Annotated in this window: 12 protein-coding genes; 7 read left to right on the top strand and 5 right to left on the bottom strand. The window is 69.6% G+C overall.

The window, feature by feature from the left end:
• Position 1: 1 nt before the first annotated feature.
• Together ACLBXX_RS10750 and ACLBXX_RS10745 are read right to left on the bottom strand one after the other, a co-directional pair.
• On the bottom strand, positions 2-1,201 hold the full coding sequence (locus ACLBXX_RS10750; RefSeq protein WP_310290071.1) for an LLM class flavin-dependent oxidoreductase: 1,200 nt from the start codon (positions 1,199-1,201) through the stop codon (positions 2-4).
• Between the two features lie 166 nt (positions 1,202-1,367).
• Positions 1,368-2,483 (bottom strand): ROK family protein, encoded by a 1,116-nt coding sequence (locus ACLBXX_RS10745; protein ID WP_447658019.1) that lies wholly within the window; start codon positions 2,481-2,483, stop codon positions 1,368-1,370.
• A gap of 126 nt (positions 2,484-2,609) precedes the next feature.
• Between ACLBXX_RS10745 and ACLBXX_RS10740 the strand changes: the two genes are divergently transcribed.
• The 4 genes from ACLBXX_RS10740 to ACLBXX_RS10725 are packed head-to-tail and all read left to right on the top strand — an operon-like array spanning position 2,610 to position 7,957.
• Positions 2,610-4,778 (top strand): alpha-galactosidase, encoded by a 2,169-nt coding sequence (locus ACLBXX_RS10740; RefSeq protein WP_447658018.1) that lies wholly within the window; start codon positions 2,610-2,612, stop codon positions 4,776-4,778.
• A 35-nt stretch (positions 4,779-4,813) separates the two neighbouring features.
• A complete protein-coding gene (locus ACLBXX_RS10735) occupies positions 4,814-6,100 on the top strand; it encodes an ABC transporter substrate-binding protein (protein WP_447658017.1) in 1,287 nt (428 codons plus the stop codon).
• 1 nt (position 6,101) lies between these two features.
• A complete protein-coding gene (locus ACLBXX_RS10730) occupies positions 6,102-7,040 on the top strand; it encodes a carbohydrate ABC transporter permease (RefSeq protein ID WP_082497075.1) in 939 nt (312 codons plus the stop codon).
• A complete protein-coding gene (locus ACLBXX_RS10725) occupies positions 7,040-7,957 on the top strand; it encodes a carbohydrate ABC transporter permease (RefSeq protein ID WP_447658016.1) in 918 nt (305 codons plus the stop codon). Before ACLBXX_RS10730 ends, ACLBXX_RS10725 begins: the two co-directional genes overlap by 1 nt.
• 40 nt (positions 7,958-7,997) lie before the next feature.
• On the opposite strand, the gene ACLBXX_RS10720 is transcribed toward ACLBXX_RS10725, so the two are convergent.
• Positions 7,998-8,879 carry an alpha/beta fold hydrolase gene (locus tag ACLBXX_RS10720; RefSeq protein ID WP_447658015.1) on the bottom strand — a complete coding sequence of 294 codons (882 nt, stop codon included), beginning with the start codon at positions 8,877-8,879 and terminating at the stop codon, positions 7,998-8,000.
• A 13-nt stretch (positions 8,880-8,892) separates the two neighbouring features.
• Positions 8,893-10,389, bottom strand: coding sequence for a carboxylesterase/lipase family protein (locus ACLBXX_RS10715; RefSeq protein ID WP_447658014.1), 1,497 nt, complete (start codon positions 10,387-10,389; stop codon positions 8,893-8,895).
• Between the two features lie 132 nt (positions 10,390-10,521).
• Between ACLBXX_RS10715 and ACLBXX_RS10710 the strand changes: the two genes are divergently transcribed.
• Both ACLBXX_RS10710 and ACLBXX_RS10705 read left to right on the top strand, forming a co-directional pair.
• On the top strand, positions 10,522-11,703 hold the full coding sequence (locus ACLBXX_RS10710; protein ID WP_447658013.1) for an acyltransferase family protein: 1,182 nt from the start codon (positions 10,522-10,524) through the stop codon (positions 11,701-11,703).
• Between the two features lie 168 nt (positions 11,704-11,871).
• A complete protein-coding gene (locus ACLBXX_RS10705) occupies positions 11,872-13,074 on the top strand; it encodes an oxygenase MpaB family protein (RefSeq protein ID WP_447658012.1) in 1,203 nt (400 codons plus the stop codon).
• A 47-nt stretch (positions 13,075-13,121) separates the two neighbouring features.
• Here the strand turns inward: ACLBXX_RS10705 and ACLBXX_RS10700 are convergent, their stop codons facing one another.
• On the bottom strand, positions 13,122-13,970 hold the full coding sequence (locus ACLBXX_RS10700; protein WP_447658011.1) for an SDR family oxidoreductase: 849 nt from the start codon (positions 13,968-13,970) through the stop codon (positions 13,122-13,124).
• A 127-nt stretch (positions 13,971-14,097) separates the two neighbouring features.
• On the opposite strand from ACLBXX_RS10700, the gene ACLBXX_RS10695 reads away from it, so the two are divergent.
• Positions 14,098-15,126, top strand: a complete 1,029-nt coding sequence (locus ACLBXX_RS10695; RefSeq protein WP_447658010.1) for an isopenicillin N synthase family dioxygenase — start codon at positions 14,098-14,100, stop codon at positions 15,124-15,126.
• Positions 15,127-15,197 lie beyond the last annotated feature (71 nt).

Below are 15,197 nucleotides of genomic sequence, written 5' to 3'. Positions count from 1 at the left end.
GTCACGCCTCCTTCCGGCCGAGACCGAACGCCGCGCCCGCAGGGGCGGGGGTGTCGGCGTAGGGGCTCGAGCCTACGAGGTTGTCGCCGCGGTTCGCGCCGGGAACGGCCTGGCGCGGCGCCTCGTCGCCGTACTTCGCGGTCACGAGGTTCGCGTGGGTCGGAGCATCCGGAACGTCCGCCGGACGGTTCTTCTGCAGCTCCTTGCGGAGCACCGGAACCACCTCACCGCCCAGGATGTCGAGCTGCTCGAGCACGGTCTTGAGGGGCAGCCCGGCGTGGTCCATGAGGAACAGCTGGCGCTGGTAGTCGCCGTAGGTCTCACGCATCGCGGCGTAACGGTCGATCACCTGCTGGGGCGATCCCACCGTGAGCGGCGTCATCTCGCTGAAGTCCTCGAGCGACGGGCCGTGGCCGTAGACCGGCGCGTTGTCGAAGTACGGGCGGAACTGCTTCACCGCGTCCTGCGAGTTCGCAGCCATGAAGACCTGTCCGCCGAGGCCGACGATCGCCTGCTCGGGCGTGCCGTGACCGTAGTGCGCGAAGCGCTGGCGGTAGAGCTGGATCAGGCGCTGGTAGTGCTCCTTGGGCCAGAAGATGTTGTTCGCGAAGAAGCCGTCACCGTAGTACGCGGCCTGCTCCGCGATCTCGGGCGTGCGGATCGAGCCGTGCCACACGAAGGGCGCCACACCGTCGAGGGGGCGCGGGGTCGAGGTGAATCCCTGCAGCGGCGTGCGGAACTGGCCCTCCCAGTCCACGACGTCCTCCCGCCAGAGGCGGTGCAGCAGGTTGTAGTTCTCGATCGCGAGGGGCAGGCCCTGGCGGATGTCCTTGCCGAACCACGGGTACACCGGGCCGGTGTTGCCCCGGCCGATCATGAGGTCGGCGCGACCGTCCGACACGTGCTGCAGCATCGCGTAATCCTCGGCGATCTTCACCGGGTCGTTCGTGGTGATGAGCGTCGTGGCGGTCGAGAGGATGAGGCGCTCGGTCTGCGCCGCGATGTACGCGAGCGTCGTGGTCGGCGACGACGACCAGAACGGCGGGTTGTGGTGCTCGCCGAGCGCGAAGACGTCGAGGCCCACCTCCTCGGCGTGCTTGGCGATCTTCAGGGTCGCCTTGATCCGCTCCGCCTCGCTGGGCGTGGTGCCGTCGGTCGGGTCCTGGGTGATGTCGGACACCGTGAAGATGCCGAACTGCATACCCGACCACGTGGTGCTCTCGCTCACGATCGCTTCTCCGCTCTTTCGCCGTGCGGGTTCTCCGTCGTGCGAATCCATGCAAATGAATGTATCTCGTGCAACGTGTGCGCACCAAGATTATTCCGGAACGGATGCCGCGACCTCGCTCAGTCCGCGCGCGCCGTGTTCAGTCGAGCCGCAGCCGGTCGACGGCCGCCTGGATCGCGACGGCGGCCGCGCCGCGCGCCCACGCGGTGAAGGCTGAGTCATCGACGAAGAGCCGAACGGGCTCCGCCCGCGGATCCCGCCCCGCGGAGATCGCCGCGCGCACGCGGTCCTCGCCGATCGCGTAGAGCCCGATGCCCTCGCCGGCCAGCACCGCCGCAGTCTGGAAGGTGAGATTGGCCGCGACCGCGATGAACCGGCCGAGCGCGTCGGCCGCGGCGTCGACCACCGTCACGGCGGCAGGCTCGCCTGCGGCGGCGAGCGCCAGCACCTCGTCGTAGCTCACGGGGCGCTGCAGTGCCGCCGACACCTGCGCGGCGATCGACCCCGACGTGAGCATGGCCTGCGAGCAGCCTCGATGGCCGGCCTGGCAGAGCGGACCGTTGTCGCTCAGGGGGATGTGGCCGCCCAGGCCGAGCCCTGCCTCCGCCGTGCGCACCACCTCGCCGCCCACGACGAGGCCGTAGCCGACGCCCGCGCCGATGGTCAGCACGACGAAGCCGGAGATGCCCCGACCGAGTCCGAACCAGCGCTCCGCCTCGGCGAGCGCGACGAGGTCGTTCTCGAGCGCGACCGGAACACCGAGATGCTGCTCGAGCAGCGACGCGAACGCGACATCCTCCCACTCCAGGAACGGGGCGTATCGCACGACGCCCGCGTCGACGGCTCCGCCGAGCGCGACGCCGACTCCGACGAGCGAGTCGATGTCGAGCGCGCGAATCGCCTCGGCGATACGTACAGCGACCATCGCGGGTTCGTGCGTGTCGAGCGGCAGCGTGCGCTGGGCGAGGAGCCCCGCACGAACGTCGGTGACGACCACTTCGATCGCGTCGCCGGTGATCTTCACTCCGGCGAAGCTCCCGAGGCCCGGCGCGACGTCGAGCGGGCGCACCGGCCGCCCGACCGACCCGTCGGCGAGGTCGTCGAGTTCAACGAGGTACCCGCGATCGAGGAAGGGCTTCGCGAGTCGAGTGAGGCTCGCAGGGGAGAGCCCCAGGCGGGTCGTCAGTGCGCTGCGAGCGATCGGGCCATGGATGAGCACGGCTCGGGCGAGTGCGCGCTCGCTGTCGGTCAGCATCCTCGTTGATCTCCCATCCGGGGCCGAAATGCTTTCATTCTGGCACGAATCGCACTGCTGAAGCGGGATACCCGCGCACAATCACCCTCTTGCTCTCGTTATTACTTCCATGGTAGAACTAACTCCATGCACAGCACCGACAGGCAGCTCGCCGCCGAGCACACCGTCTCTGCCCCGGATCCTCGCGTTCTGCACCTCGGCCGGGGAGGAACGAGTGTCGTCATCGATCTCGATGCCGCCCCGGCGCCGGCCATCGTTCATTGGGGCGCTGCTCTCGCGGATTCGACGCCGGAGACGCTCCGCTCGCTCGCCATCGCCGCCCGAGCACAGCGCGTCTCGGGAGGTCTCGACGCGACGCCCGCGCTGACGCTGCTCCCCACCGGCGCCGAGGGCTGGTTCGGAACCCCCGGTCTCGAGGGACACCGCGAAGGCTCGGGGCTGAGCACCCGGCTCGCGCTGGCCGATGTGCAGGCCGGCGACCACCGCGCGAGCATCGCTCTCGCCGACGCCGAGGCGGGCCTCGCGGTGCGCGTGGAGGTGAGGATCGGCATGAGCGGCCTGTTCCACCAGCGCGTCACCGTGCGCAACACCGGTGGCACGCCCTACACGCTGCAGTCGGCCCATCCCACCTTCCCCCTCCCCTGGGACGCCACCGAGGTCTTCGACACGACGGGCCACCACCTCCGCGAGCGCTCACCGCAGCGGCGCACCCTGAGTATCGGCTCCCACGTCCGCGAGAGCCGTCGCGGCCGCACCGGCGCCGACTCCGCGATCCTGCTCGCGGCCGGCCGGCCGGGCTTCGGCTTCGAGCGGGGGCGTGTGCACGGTATCCACGTGGCCTGGAGCGGCAATCACCGGGTCATCGCCGAGCGGACGACCACGGGCGACGCGTTCCTCTCGGGCGGCGAGCTGCTGCTGCCCGGCGAGGTCGTGCTGGCCGCCGGCGCCGCCTACAGCTCCCCCTGGGTGATCGGCTCGTGGGGCGATGGCCTGACCGAGCTCTCGGCGCGCTTCCACGCCGAGTGGCGCGCGCGCCCGCAGCATCCGCGGCGAGCTCGCCCTGTCACGCTCAACACCTGGGAGGCGGTCTACTTCGACCACTCCCTCGAGCGCCTCACCGCACTCGCCGATGCCGCGGCATCCGTCGGCATCGAGCGGTTCGTCCTCGACGACGGCTGGTTCGAGGGCCGTCGCGACGACACCGCCGGACTCGGCGACTGGACGGTCGACACCGAGGTGTGGCCGGACGGCCTGCATCCGCTGGTCGACCACGTGCGTGCGCTCGGCATGGAGTTCGGCATCTGGGTCGAGCCCGAGATGGTGAACCCCGACAGCGACCTCGCGCGCCGGCATCCGGACTGGATCCTGCGGGGACGGATGTCGCTGCCGCCGTCGGCACGCCAACAGCAGGTCCTCGACCTCGCACACCCGGAGGCGTACACCCACATCGCCGAGCACCTGCACGCGCTGCTCGACGAGTACCCCATCGCCTATCTGAAGTGGGACCACAATCGCGACCTCGTCGACGCGGCGAGCGGACCCGCCGGCTCCGCCCGGGTCCATGAGCACACGCTCGCGGTCTACCGCCTGCTCGACGAGCTGAAGGCTGCGCACCCCGGACTCGAGATCGAGAGCTGCGCCTCCGGTGGCGCGCGCGTCGACCTCGGGATCCTGGACCGCACCGACCGCGTCTGGACCAGCGACAGCCTGGATCCGCTCGAGCGGCTCGACAACCAGAAGCACACCGGCATCGTCGTGCCGCCCGAGATGCTCGGAATGCACCTGACGACCCCCGTCGTCCACTCCTCCGGCCGCACGGTCTCCGTCGGCCTCAGCGGCGCTGTCGCCCTGCTCGGCCACTTCGGCATCGAGTGGGATCTGACGACCCTCGACGACGCCGGTCGCGCCGAGGTGGCGGAGTGGGTCGCGCTGGCGAAGCGCCTGCGCCCGCTCATCGCGTCGGGTCGCATCGTCCACGTCGACGGCGTCGAGCCGGGGATCGACGTGCGCGGTGTGGTCGCGGCGGATGCGTCTTCCGCCGTGTTCACCATCGTCCAGACCGCGACGAGCGCCGCCTACCCGCCCGGACGCATCCGGATGCCGGGACTCGACCCTGCACGGACCTACCGACTTCGCGTCCTGACGCGCGACCGCGAAGACGCCGGGCAGTCTTCCCTCGAATGGGCCGAGACCACGACGGTGCTCACCGGGCTTCAGCTCGGCGAAGTGGGCGTGCGCCCACCCGTGCAGCGCCCGCAGCAGGCGATGGTCGTCGAACTCATCGCCGAGAACTGAACACTCCCCCACCCCCACGCGCAAGGAGGCGCACGATGAGAACCATTCACCGACGATGGATCCGGCCCCTCGCGGTCGCGGTCGTCGCCGCAACCGCCGTCGCCGTCGGCGGCTGCGCCCAGAATCCCGCCGACGGCGTGACGACCCTGAACTTCTTCCAGTTCAAGGGTGAGGCGCTTGAGGACTTCAACGAGATCATCGCGGGCTTCGAGGCCGAGAATCCCGACATCAAGGTGGTCCAGAACCAGGTCGCGGATGCCGATACGGCGATCCGCACGCTGCTGGTGAAGGATCGCATCCCCGATGTCATCACCCTCAACGCGAACGGCAACTTCGGCCGGCTCGCCCAGGCCGGCGTGTTCTACGACTTCTCGAACGAGCCGGTGCTCGACACGATCAGCCCGGCCGTGCAGGACATCCTCGCCGACCTCGGCACCTACGGCGACGAGGTGAACGGGCTGGGCTACGTCAACAACGCCAACGGTGTGATCTACAACCAGGACATCTTCGAGGAGCAGGGGCTGGAGGTCCCGCAGACCTGGGACGAGTTCATCGCCGTGTGCGACGCACTGCAGGATGCCGGCATCCAGCCGTTCTACGGCACGCTCGCCGACTCGTGGACGGGCATTCCCTCGTGGAACGCGCTGGGAGCCTACCCGGCGCAGGACGGCTTCTTCGACAAGATGCGCGAAGAGGGCGAGAACGTCGGCCCCGACTCCGAGGTGTCGTTCGAGAAGGACTTCGCCGAGGCGATGGATCGCCAGTACCAGCTGTACTCGTACATGCAGGACGGCTACCGCGGCAAGACCTACGACGACGGCAACGCGGCGTTCGCACGCGGCGAGTCGGCGATGCTGCTGCAGGGCATCTGGGCCACCAACCCGATCAAGCAGGTGAACCCCGACATCCGGATGGGGATCTTCCCCTACCCCACCGACGAGCCGGGTGAGAGCCTCCTCGTCTCGGGCGTCGACGTCGTCTTCACGCTCGGAAAGGACAGCCCCAAGCACGACGCGGCGATGCGCTTCATCGACTACGTGTTCCAGCCGGAGGTGATCGAGAAGTTCGCCGCCTCGCAGAACATGGTGCCCTCGGTCGAAGGCGCCGAGCTCAGCGACGATCCCGCGCTGCAGTCGGTGCGGCCGTACTTCGAGGATCAGCGGATCACCGGCTTCATCGACCACCAGATCCCGCCGGCCCTTCCCCTCATCCCCACCGACCAGCAGTTCCTGTTCGACGGGGACGCCCAGAAGGCGCTCCAGACCCTCGACAGCGAGTGGGCCAAAGTGGCCGCCCGCACGATCCCCGTGACGGGAGAATGACATGGCCACCACCCTCACCCAAGCCGTTCGGTCCACTCCGGTCGGCACCGCGCGCAAGCGTGCGTCCCGCACGCGCAGCGACTCCTCGCGTGCCCTCCCCGCCTACTACTGGATGGTGTGGCCCGCGGTCATCGCGTTCGCCGCGTTCCACACCCTGCCAGTCGTGGTGGGCATCTTCTTCAGCTTCACGAACTACGCCGGCTACGGCGCCTGGAACTTCGTGGGTCTGTCGAACTACCTCAACCTGTTCAAAGACGACCGCGTCCTGCAGGCCTATGGCTTCTCGTTCCTGTTCGCCATCGTCGCCACGATCCTGACGAACGTGTTCTCGCTGGCGATCGCCCTCGGACTGAACGCGAAGATCAAGGCGCGCAACTTCTGGCGCGGCGTATACTTCGTGCCCTATATCCTCGCGATCCTCGTGATCGGCTACGTGTTCCAGTTCTTCTTCTCGAACTCGCTGCCGAAGATCCTCTCGGGCATCCCGCTGTTCCGCGACAACATCCTCACCAACGAGACGTGGGCGTGGACCGCGATCGTCGCGCTCGCCGTCTGGCAGGCGTGCGCCTTCGCGATCATCATCTACCTGTCGGGGCTGCAGACGATCCCGTCGGAGCTCTACGAGGCGTCGTCCCTCGACGGCGCCAGCCCGTGGCGGCAGTTCCGGTCGATCACCTTCCCCCTCATCGGCGCCTTCTTCACCATCAACGTGGTGCTGAGCCTCAAGGGGTTCCTCCAGGTCTTCGACCCGATCGTCGCCCTCACCAACGGCGGCCCGGGCACGTCGACCGAATCGGTGACGCTGCTCATCTTCCGGGGCGGCTTCTCGGGCGGCGAGTTCGCCTACCAGACGGCCAACGCGGTGATCTTCTTCATCGTGATCACCGTCGTCTCGCTCTTGCAGTTCCGGGTCCTTCAGCGCAGAGAGGCCGACTTCTGATGACCACCATGACCAACACCGCGTCCCAGCTCGAGCAGGAGGTCGACGCCGTCACGGCGAACGATCGCCGCAAGCGTCGCGGGGAGCCTGACGACGACACGCGCAAGACCAACTGGTGGGCGACGGCGCTCATCGCGGTGTGCTCGCTCACCGTGCTGATCCCGCTGTACCTGGCGGTCGTCGTCGCTCTCAAGACGCCGGATCAGCTGACCGAGGGCACCGGGTTCGAACTGCCGAACCCGATCCGGTGGGAGAACTTCGCCGATGCCTGGGTGCGGACGAGTTTTCCGCAGGCGCTGCTGAACACGGCGATCATCACGGTCGGCTCGGTGGCGTTCACCCTGCTGACGAGCTCGATCGTGGCGTACGCGCTGGCCCGCAACATCCACCGCCCGTTCTTCAAGGGCGTGTTCTTCTACCTGCTGGCGGCGCTGTTCATCCCGTTCCCGATCATCATGCTGCCGCTCGTCAAGCAGACGTCCATCCTGGGACTCGACAACCAGGCCGGCATGATCATCCTGTACACGATCTACGGGCTGTCGCTGAACATCTTCATCTACACGGCCTACATCCGCTCGATTCCGATCGAGCTCGAAGAGGCCGCGCGCGTCGACGGCGCCTCGACGTGGAGGGTGTTCTGGCAGGTGATCTTCCCGCTGCTGATGCCGATGAACGCGACGGTCGGCATCCTCACGTGCGTGTGGGCGTGGAACGACTTCATCATGCCGCTCGTCGTGCTCACCGAGCCCTCGGCGCGGACGCTGTCGCTCGCGCAGTACGTCTTCCAGGGGCAGTTCAACACCGACTACACGGTGGCGTTCGCGTCCTACCTGATGGCGATGGCGCCGCTGCTCATCGTCTACATCTTCAGCCAGCGCTGGGTGATCTCGGGCGTCACGCGGGGCTCGATCAAGTGAGACGAGGGGTGGATGCCGCGGGCCGCGGCATCCACCCCTCTCACTGCGCGTCGGCGAAGAGCTGCAGCATGTCGCGCGCGAGCTGGTGCGGGGCGGTCTCGCACGGCGCGTGCCCCGTGGGGTACGTCGCGACGCGGGCGCCGATGCGCGCGGCGTAGGCATCGTGCTGCGCCTGTGGCCAGAGGTCCTGGTCGCCGACGGCGATGAGCTTCGGGATGCCCGTGGCCGCGACGGCGTCGGCGAAGTCGGGCGTCGACATCATGAGTCCGACGACGTCGTCGATGCAGGCGCGGCCGGTGACGCCGAGCCGCTCGCGCACGAAGGCGATGCGGCCGGGAGGCGTGCGGTTGAGGTTGTATCGGATGCCCCACAGGATGAGCCCTGCGGCGCGGTGCGGCGACATGTCGGAGATCGGCCCGATGTGCTTCACGCCACGGAAGACCTGGCCGGTCGCGGGCGGCGCAGCCATGAGCGTGAGGCTCCGGAACAGGTCGGGACGCTCGACGAGCGCGAGCTCGGTGACCAGGCCCGCGAAGCTGTAGCCGAGCACGTGGGCGGGGCCGCCGTCCTCGAGGATCGCGATGAGATCGTCGACGAAGAGGGCATAGTCGTACTGATCGCGCGGCGGGTGGAGGTGCTGCGGGCCGGCCCCCGCCGACTCGTAGTGGCCGGCGATGTCGTACGACTCGACGCGGTACCCGGCGGCGGCGAGCAGCGGGAACAGCAGGACGAAGTCCTCCTTCGATCCCGCCACACCGGGGACGAGCACGACCCTCGGCGCATCGCGGTCGCCCAGGCGCACCCGCGCGAGACCGCCGCTCGGGGCGCGGAACACGTCGCGCTCGGTGCCGCCCGGGAACACATGCCAATCGAGGTCGGGAATGGCCTGGTCGCGCTGCAGCGCGTCGTCGATCGTCGTCATCGCGCCTGCGAGACTACCCCTCGGGAAGACCGTCGAGCTCGTTCTGGCGCGGCGCGTAGTCGATGTGCCCGCCGTCGGCGTCGAACGCCTGCACCGGGCGCCGCGCCGACCATGCCTCCCAGCCCGGATCGCCGTCGACCACGAACGACACCCACGCCCGGTGCATCGCGTCAGCGAGGGTCTGGGGACCGTCCGGACCCCCGATGCCGACCGCGTCGGGCTCGGTGAGCCGGTCGTACACGAAGCCGAGCTCCATGACGTGCGCGGCGCCGAGCCCGTCGACGGGGCTCCGCCACCGGAACTCGTAGACCCACGTCGGCGACTCCGTCGACCCGACGCGGCTGTCGGCGAACCGCGTGATGGGTCCGCGCAGCAGCATGTCGCCGATCACCTCGCCCAGCACCTCCCCCGGCTTCGCGCCGGGGCGGCGCGCGCGGTGAGCCCGCACGATCCGCGCCGGCACGCGCGCGGCCAGCCGCGCGACGGTCACCGTGAGCCAGCTCGCCTTGTCGACCGCCCCGGATGGGACGAGCCAGAGCCGGTACTCCTCGCTGGTGGAGCCGATCAGCACCGGGATGCCTCGACCCGCGCCCGCGAGCAGCGCATCGAGCGGGCTGCGCGGCACGGCCTCACCCCCGATCACCAGCGCGACCGTCGGCCCGCCGCCGAGCGGAGAACCGCCCGCGGCGAGCGCGGTCTGCTGCGAGACGAGCTCGTCCGCAGGGACGCCGGAGAACCCCGCACGGGTGGTGGCGACCTTGAGGCGCCGGGCGATCTCGCGGGTCATGCGACCCGCCTTCTTGGGCGGCCGCGCCTCGAGCGGGCCCGACTGCAGGATCGCGCGGTCGAACAGCTCCTTCGCGTGCGGGAGGGCGAGCAGAGCCGTGAGCGTGTTGGCACCGGCCGAATGCCCCATGACCGTGACGCGGGCGGGGTCTCCGCCGAAGGCGGCGATCTCGCGGCGCACCCAGCGCAGGGCGAGCTCCTGGTCGAGCACGCCGAGGTTCTGCGGCACGTCGTCGAGCACCGCGAAGCCCTCCTGGCCGAGCCGGTACTGGATCGACACGTACACGATGCCGTGCCGCGCGAATCGCTCGCCGTCATAGGTGGGCAGCGCCGTCGCGCCCCGCGTGAGCGCGCCGCCGTGCACGAACACCAGCACGGGCAGAGCGGCGTCCGGGGCGCGGTCCGCAGGCGTCCACACGTTCACGGTGAGGATGTCGTCGCCGGGGATCTCGACGGAGCCGAGGTACTTCGCGATCGCCGGGCTGTACGGCCGCTGGGGCGCGGTCGGGCCGAAGGCCGAGGCATCCCGCTCCCCCACCCACGCCGCGGCGGGCTCGGGCGCCCGGAAGCGGCGCTCACCCACCGGCGGGGCGGCGTACGGGATGCCGAGGAAGCGGTCGAGCGCGCCCTCCCGGGTGCCTCGGATCGCGCCGGTGCTCACGGTCACCACCGGGCGGGCGCCCACCGAGCCTGTCGCACCGGCCTGGGTCGCAGCATCGGTCATCGGTGAATCCCTCCCGGCGACCGCCGTCGGCACGCTCGTACTCAGATTCAGCCAGCGTGGGACTCGGTGTCAAGCGAGAGTGCCGCGCGGCGCACGCGACTAGTCTGGTCTGCGCCCCGGCGAGAGGTGACGATGACCGGCAGCAGCGTTCCGCCCACGGCGACGACCCCCACCCCGACGGGATCCATCGCCCGTCCGCGGCGGCGCACGCCGTTCTGGGACAACGCGCGCTTCGCGTGCATCGTGTTCGTGGTGCTCGGCCACGCCGTGCAGCGGCTGACCTACGACTCCGACATCGCGCTGGGCCTGTACCTCGTGATCTACGCATTCCACATGCCGGCGTTCGCGATCATCTCGGGCTACTTCTCGAAGTCGGATGCCCCGACCAAGACGCAGATGGCACGCGTGATCACCGACATCCTGGTGCCGTACATCGTGTTCGAGGGTCTGTGGACCCTCACCAAGTGGATCGTCGAGGGTCAGGCGAACCCCAACATCACCCAGCCCTCCTGGACGCTGTGGTTCCTGCTGGCGCTCGGCATCTTCCGGCTCGTGCTCCCGTATCTGGCGCTGCTGCGCTGGCCGTTGCTGTGGACCGTCGTGATCTCGATCGGCGCCGGCTACCTGCCGAACATCGGCTCGACGTTCTCGCTGTCGCGCACGCTCGGACTGCTGCCGTTCTTCACGCTCGGCTGGTGGCTGCGCGAGCACGATGTCGTCGCTCGGCTTCGACTCCTCGACCGCCGGCCGTGGTGGGTGCTCGCGGGCGGACTCGCACTCTTCGCGGTCGCCGGATGGGCCGCATGGTTCTTCGTCGACGACTGGCGCGCGATGAACCTGCGCGAGTGGCTGTTCTACGACGAGAACTACGCGTCGATCGGCGGCACGCAATGGTGGGCGGGCGGCGTGCGCCTCGCGCTGATGCTCGTCGCGGTGGTGCTGTCGACCGCGTTCTTCGCGCTCGTGCCGCGGGACACGCACTGGTGGACGCACTTCGGCCAGTACACGATGTACGTCTACCTGCTGCACTCGTTCGTGCTCTACCCGTTCCGCGAGAACGGCCTGCTGCGCAACGCCGAGCCGACGTGGCTGTGGCTGCCGCTCGTGATCATCGGATCCGTGCTGATCGCCCTCGGGCTCGCGACGAAACCCGTGCGCCGCATCTTCCGCCCGCTGGTCGAGCCGCGTCCGGCCTGGCTGTTCGCGGATCCCACCCTCGCCCGCCGCGAGGGACGGCGCAACGATCCCACCGGATCGCGCCGGCCGCGGGAGGAACCGCGGGCGCCCCGGCCCGATCCGCGCCAGAACGGCTGACCCTGTTCTGAAACCCCTGGACATCAGGGGGTTGTGCGGCGCGCGCACCACATATGTTAACGGCGAATCACATTCGTCCTGGATGGATCGACACGCGGGAACCGGCGTCGAGGATGTCGCCGGGCGTGATCCGTCCCCCGTCGGGAAGCAGGTATCCCCATGCCCGAAATGACCAGACGTTCCGTCCTGACGCTGGGGGCCGCGCTCGGTCTCGCCGGCGTCGCCATCCCCAAAGCGGCCTGGTCGTGGTCGCCCGCCGGGTCGGTGCTCGGCACCGGCTCCGGCGTCGATCCGCAGTGGGTGTGGGACGACGACCTCGACCGCATCATGGCCTCCGTCATCTCCGGCGGTGAGACGGCCGCGGTCAACGACGCGATCCTGCCGTGGGTCAACAACTGGCAGCCGGTGCCCACCGGCCTCCCGCCGGAGCTGGCGGGCTTCCTGCAGGGCTCGACCCAGCTGCCGTCCTGGGCCGACCGGACCAAGCTGCGCCGCGCGGCGGACTTCAACCGCCGCAAGGACACCTACCTCTTCATGATCTACGGGATCGGCGGCGGCATCATGAGCACCGTCATCCCGCGCGAGGCGCGGTCGGTGTACCACTCGAAGGGCGGCGCCGACATGCAGGACCGCGCGGCGAAGACGTTCAGCTTCGGCTACGACCTGAGCGACATCAACGCGTTCGAGAGGACGGGCGAGTTCATGGTGACGTCGAACAAGACGCGCATGGTGCACTCCGCCGTCCGCCACCTCCTGCCGCAGTCGCCGCACTGGCAGCAGAGCGGGCACGACGAGCAGATCCCGATCAGCAACCACGACATCCTCGTCACCTTCCACAGCACCGGCACCTTCGCCCACAAGAAGCTCAAGGAGTGGCGGGTGCCGATGTCGACGGCCGACCAAGACGCCTTCCTGCACTCGTGGCAGGTGGCGCTGCACTTCCTCGGCGTTCGGGACGAGTACATCCCCGCGACCTGGGATGCCGCACACGCCCAGGCTGCGCAGATCCTGACGCCCAAGCTCGCGTGGACGCCCGAGGGCCAGGAGCTCGCCGAGACGCTTCTCGGGCTCACCGCGCAGGTCGACCTCGGCGTGACGCGCGGCTTCCTCAACGAGTTCGTCCGGTACCAGCTCGGCAACGAGATCGGCGACTGGCTGGGCCTCAAGCGCGACTACGTGTCGGCCGCCACCATCCGGGTCGGCTGGCCGAGCTATATCGCGTTCCGAGAGGGACTCCTCCCGATCATGCCGGCGAACTTCTACCTGTTCGACCAGCTGCTCCGCGGGATCGCGATGGCCTTCCTGAATCGCGGCGCATCGGGGACCACCACTCCGATCACCATCCCCGACATGAACCGCCCCACCTCCTGACGATCGCCGATGGCCAGGTCGCTCGCCGGCCCGGCCATCGGCCGGCGTCAGGGCCGCGGGGACGGGAACTGCGTGCGCAGCACGCGCTCGAACGCCCGCTCCGGAAGCACCCGGCGCAGCGACAGCATCATCGTCGCCGACGGCGCGACCCGGTAGCGGACCCGCGGCCGCGGAGACTCGGCTGCGCGCACCACGCGCTCGGCGACGTCGCGCGCCGAGCAGGCGAGCCGGGCGCGCGGCCCCGCGTCCCACGTGAGCGTCAGCTCCGACACGCGGGCCGTGAAGTCCGCCCACTGCGCATCATCTGCGGCGGCGTCGCTGCGCCGCGCCGCCGCGTGCCCGAACCCGGTCGTCACCATGCCGGGCGCGATGAGCGAGACCTCGATGCCGAAGGGCCGGAGCTCGTAGCGAAGGGCGTCGCTGAACGCCTCGAGCGCGTGCTTGGTGGCGGCGTACGAGCCCATGCCCGGCATCGTCCAGCGGCCGTTCATCGAGCCGATGTTCACGATCCGCCCGGCGCCGCGGGTGCGCATGCCCGGGACCACGAGCTGCGTCAGGCTCAGCATGCCGAAGACATTGGTCGCGAACATCCGCTCCACGCGCGCCACCGGCATGGCCGCGGTCGCGCCGAGCTCGCTGATGCCGGCGTTGTTCACCAGCACGCCGACCGCTCCCTCGGCCGCCATGACCGCTTCGACGGCGGCGGCCCGCGAAGCCTCATCGGTCACGTCGAGCTCGAGGAGGCGGCATCCGTGCCTCTCGAGATCCGCGATGGCGTCGAGACGACGAGCCGTCGCGTACACGCGCCAGCCGCGCAGGGCGAGGGCGGATGCCGCCTGGCGGCCGATGCCCGTGGAACAGCCGGTCACGAGCACGTTGCGTGGGGGACGCGTCATGCGTCCAGCACACCGGACGACGGTCGCGGGCGCAACGGGTGAGAGCCCGGCGCGCAGCGACGCCCTGCGGAGCGAAACCGAAGGCAACAAACGGGACGGATGCTGCGCAGCCGCCTACTCTCGCACCATGACCGACCTCAACCTGCCGATCCTCGACCTCTCCCGGCTCGACGCGGGCCCGGAGGCGGCCGCGCGGTTCCGCGACGACCTGCGCGCCGCGACCCACGACGTCGGCTTCTTCTACCTCACCGGCACGGGGGTCTCCCCCGAGCTGGAGGCACGCCTGCACCGGGCCGCGCGCGACTTCTTCGCCCTCCCGGAGGCCGACAAGCTCGCCATCGAGAACGTCAACAGCCCGCACTTCCGCGGGTACACCCGCGTCGGCGGCGAGCGCACGCAGGGCAAGGTCGACTGGCGCGAGCAGATCGACATCGGACCCGAGCGCGAGGCGATCGCCGACGCGGAGGCACCCGACTTCGCGCGCCTCATCGGCCCCAACCTCTGGCCCGCTGCCCAGCCCGAGCTGCGCGAGGTCGTCTCGGAGTGGCACGACCACCTGTCGGGCGTCGCGCGCAAGCTGCTGCGCGCGTGGGCGCTGTCGCTCGGCGCCGCGGAGAACTACTTCGACGAGCACTTCGGCGAACCCTCGACGCTCATCAAGATCGTGCGGTACCCCGGCAAGGAGGACCCGACGCCGCAGCAGGGCGTGGGCGCCCACAAGGATTCCGGCGTGCTGACTCTTCTGTGGGTCGAACCAGGCAAGGGCGGCCTCCAGGTCGAGAGGGACGGAGAATGGGTCGACGCTCCCCCGGTGCCCGGCGCGTTCGTCGTCAACATCGGCGAACTCCTCGAGTATGCGACACAGGGCTACCTCATCGCGACGAAGCACCGCGTGATCTCTCCCCGCTACCCCGACGACCGCATCTCGGTGCCGTTCTTCTTCAACCCGGCGCTCGACAAGCGGCTGCCGCTCATCGAGCTTCCGGCCGAGCTCGCGGCACAGGCGCGCGGGGTCACGCAGGATCCGTCGAATCCGATCCACGCGCTCTACGGCGAGAACGCGCTGAAGTCGCGCCTGCGCGCGCACCCCGACGTCGCCGAGATCCACCACGCGGATCTGGTCGCGGCCCGGGCCGAGGCATCCGGTCGCCCTTAATGGGTGAAGGCCTCCCCACACCGTGGGGAGGCCTTCCAAGAATGTTTTGCGCGATTGAACGCTGGTCGATG

The sequence above is a fragment of the Microbacterium sp. C23T genome (assembly GCF_053345975.1).
This window is presented reverse-complemented; position numbering and strand designations above follow the sequence as displayed.

Excerpts from the sequence above, each read along its gene's own strand:
- ACLBXX_RS10745 (WP_447658019.1), bottom strand. The coding sequence starts at position 2,483 with ATGCTGACCGACAGCGAGCGCGCACTCGCCCGAGCCGTGCTCATCCAT.
- ACLBXX_RS10695 (WP_447658010.1), top strand. The coding sequence starts at position 14,098 with ATGACCGACCTCAACCTGCCGATCCTCGACCTCTCCCGGCTCGACGCG.
- ACLBXX_RS10720 (WP_447658015.1), bottom strand. The coding sequence starts at position 8,879 with ATGACGACGATCGACGACGCGCTGCAGCGCGACCAGGCCATTCCCGAC.
- ACLBXX_RS10715 (WP_447658014.1), bottom strand. The coding sequence starts at position 10,389 with ATGACCGATGCTGCGACCCAGGCCGGTGCGACAGGCTCGGTGGGCGCC.
- ACLBXX_RS10710 (WP_447658013.1), top strand. The coding sequence starts at position 10,522 with ATGACCGGCAGCAGCGTTCCGCCCACGGCGACGACCCCCACCCCGACG.
- ACLBXX_RS10735 (WP_447658017.1), top strand. The coding sequence starts at position 4,814 with ATGAGAACCATTCACCGACGATGGATCCGGCCCCTCGCGGTCGCGGTC.
- ACLBXX_RS10705 (WP_447658012.1), top strand. The coding sequence starts at position 11,872 with ATGACCAGACGTTCCGTCCTGACGCTGGGGGCCGCGCTCGGTCTCGCC.
- ACLBXX_RS10730 (WP_082497075.1), top strand. The coding sequence starts at position 6,102 with ATGGCCACCACCCTCACCCAAGCCGTTCGGTCCACTCCGGTCGGCACC.
- ACLBXX_RS10700 (WP_447658011.1), bottom strand. The coding sequence starts at position 13,970 with ATGACGCGTCCCCCACGCAACGTGCTCGTGACCGGCTGTTCCACGGGC.
- ACLBXX_RS10740 (WP_447658018.1), top strand. The coding sequence starts at position 2,610 with ATGCACAGCACCGACAGGCAGCTCGCCGCCGAGCACACCGTCTCTGCC.
- ACLBXX_RS10750 (WP_310290071.1), bottom strand. The coding sequence starts at position 1,201 with ATGCAGTTCGGCATCTTCACGGTGTCCGACATCACCCAGGACCCGACC.
- ACLBXX_RS10725 (WP_447658016.1), top strand. The coding sequence starts at position 7,040 with ATGACCACCATGACCAACACCGCGTCCCAGCTCGAGCAGGAGGTCGAC.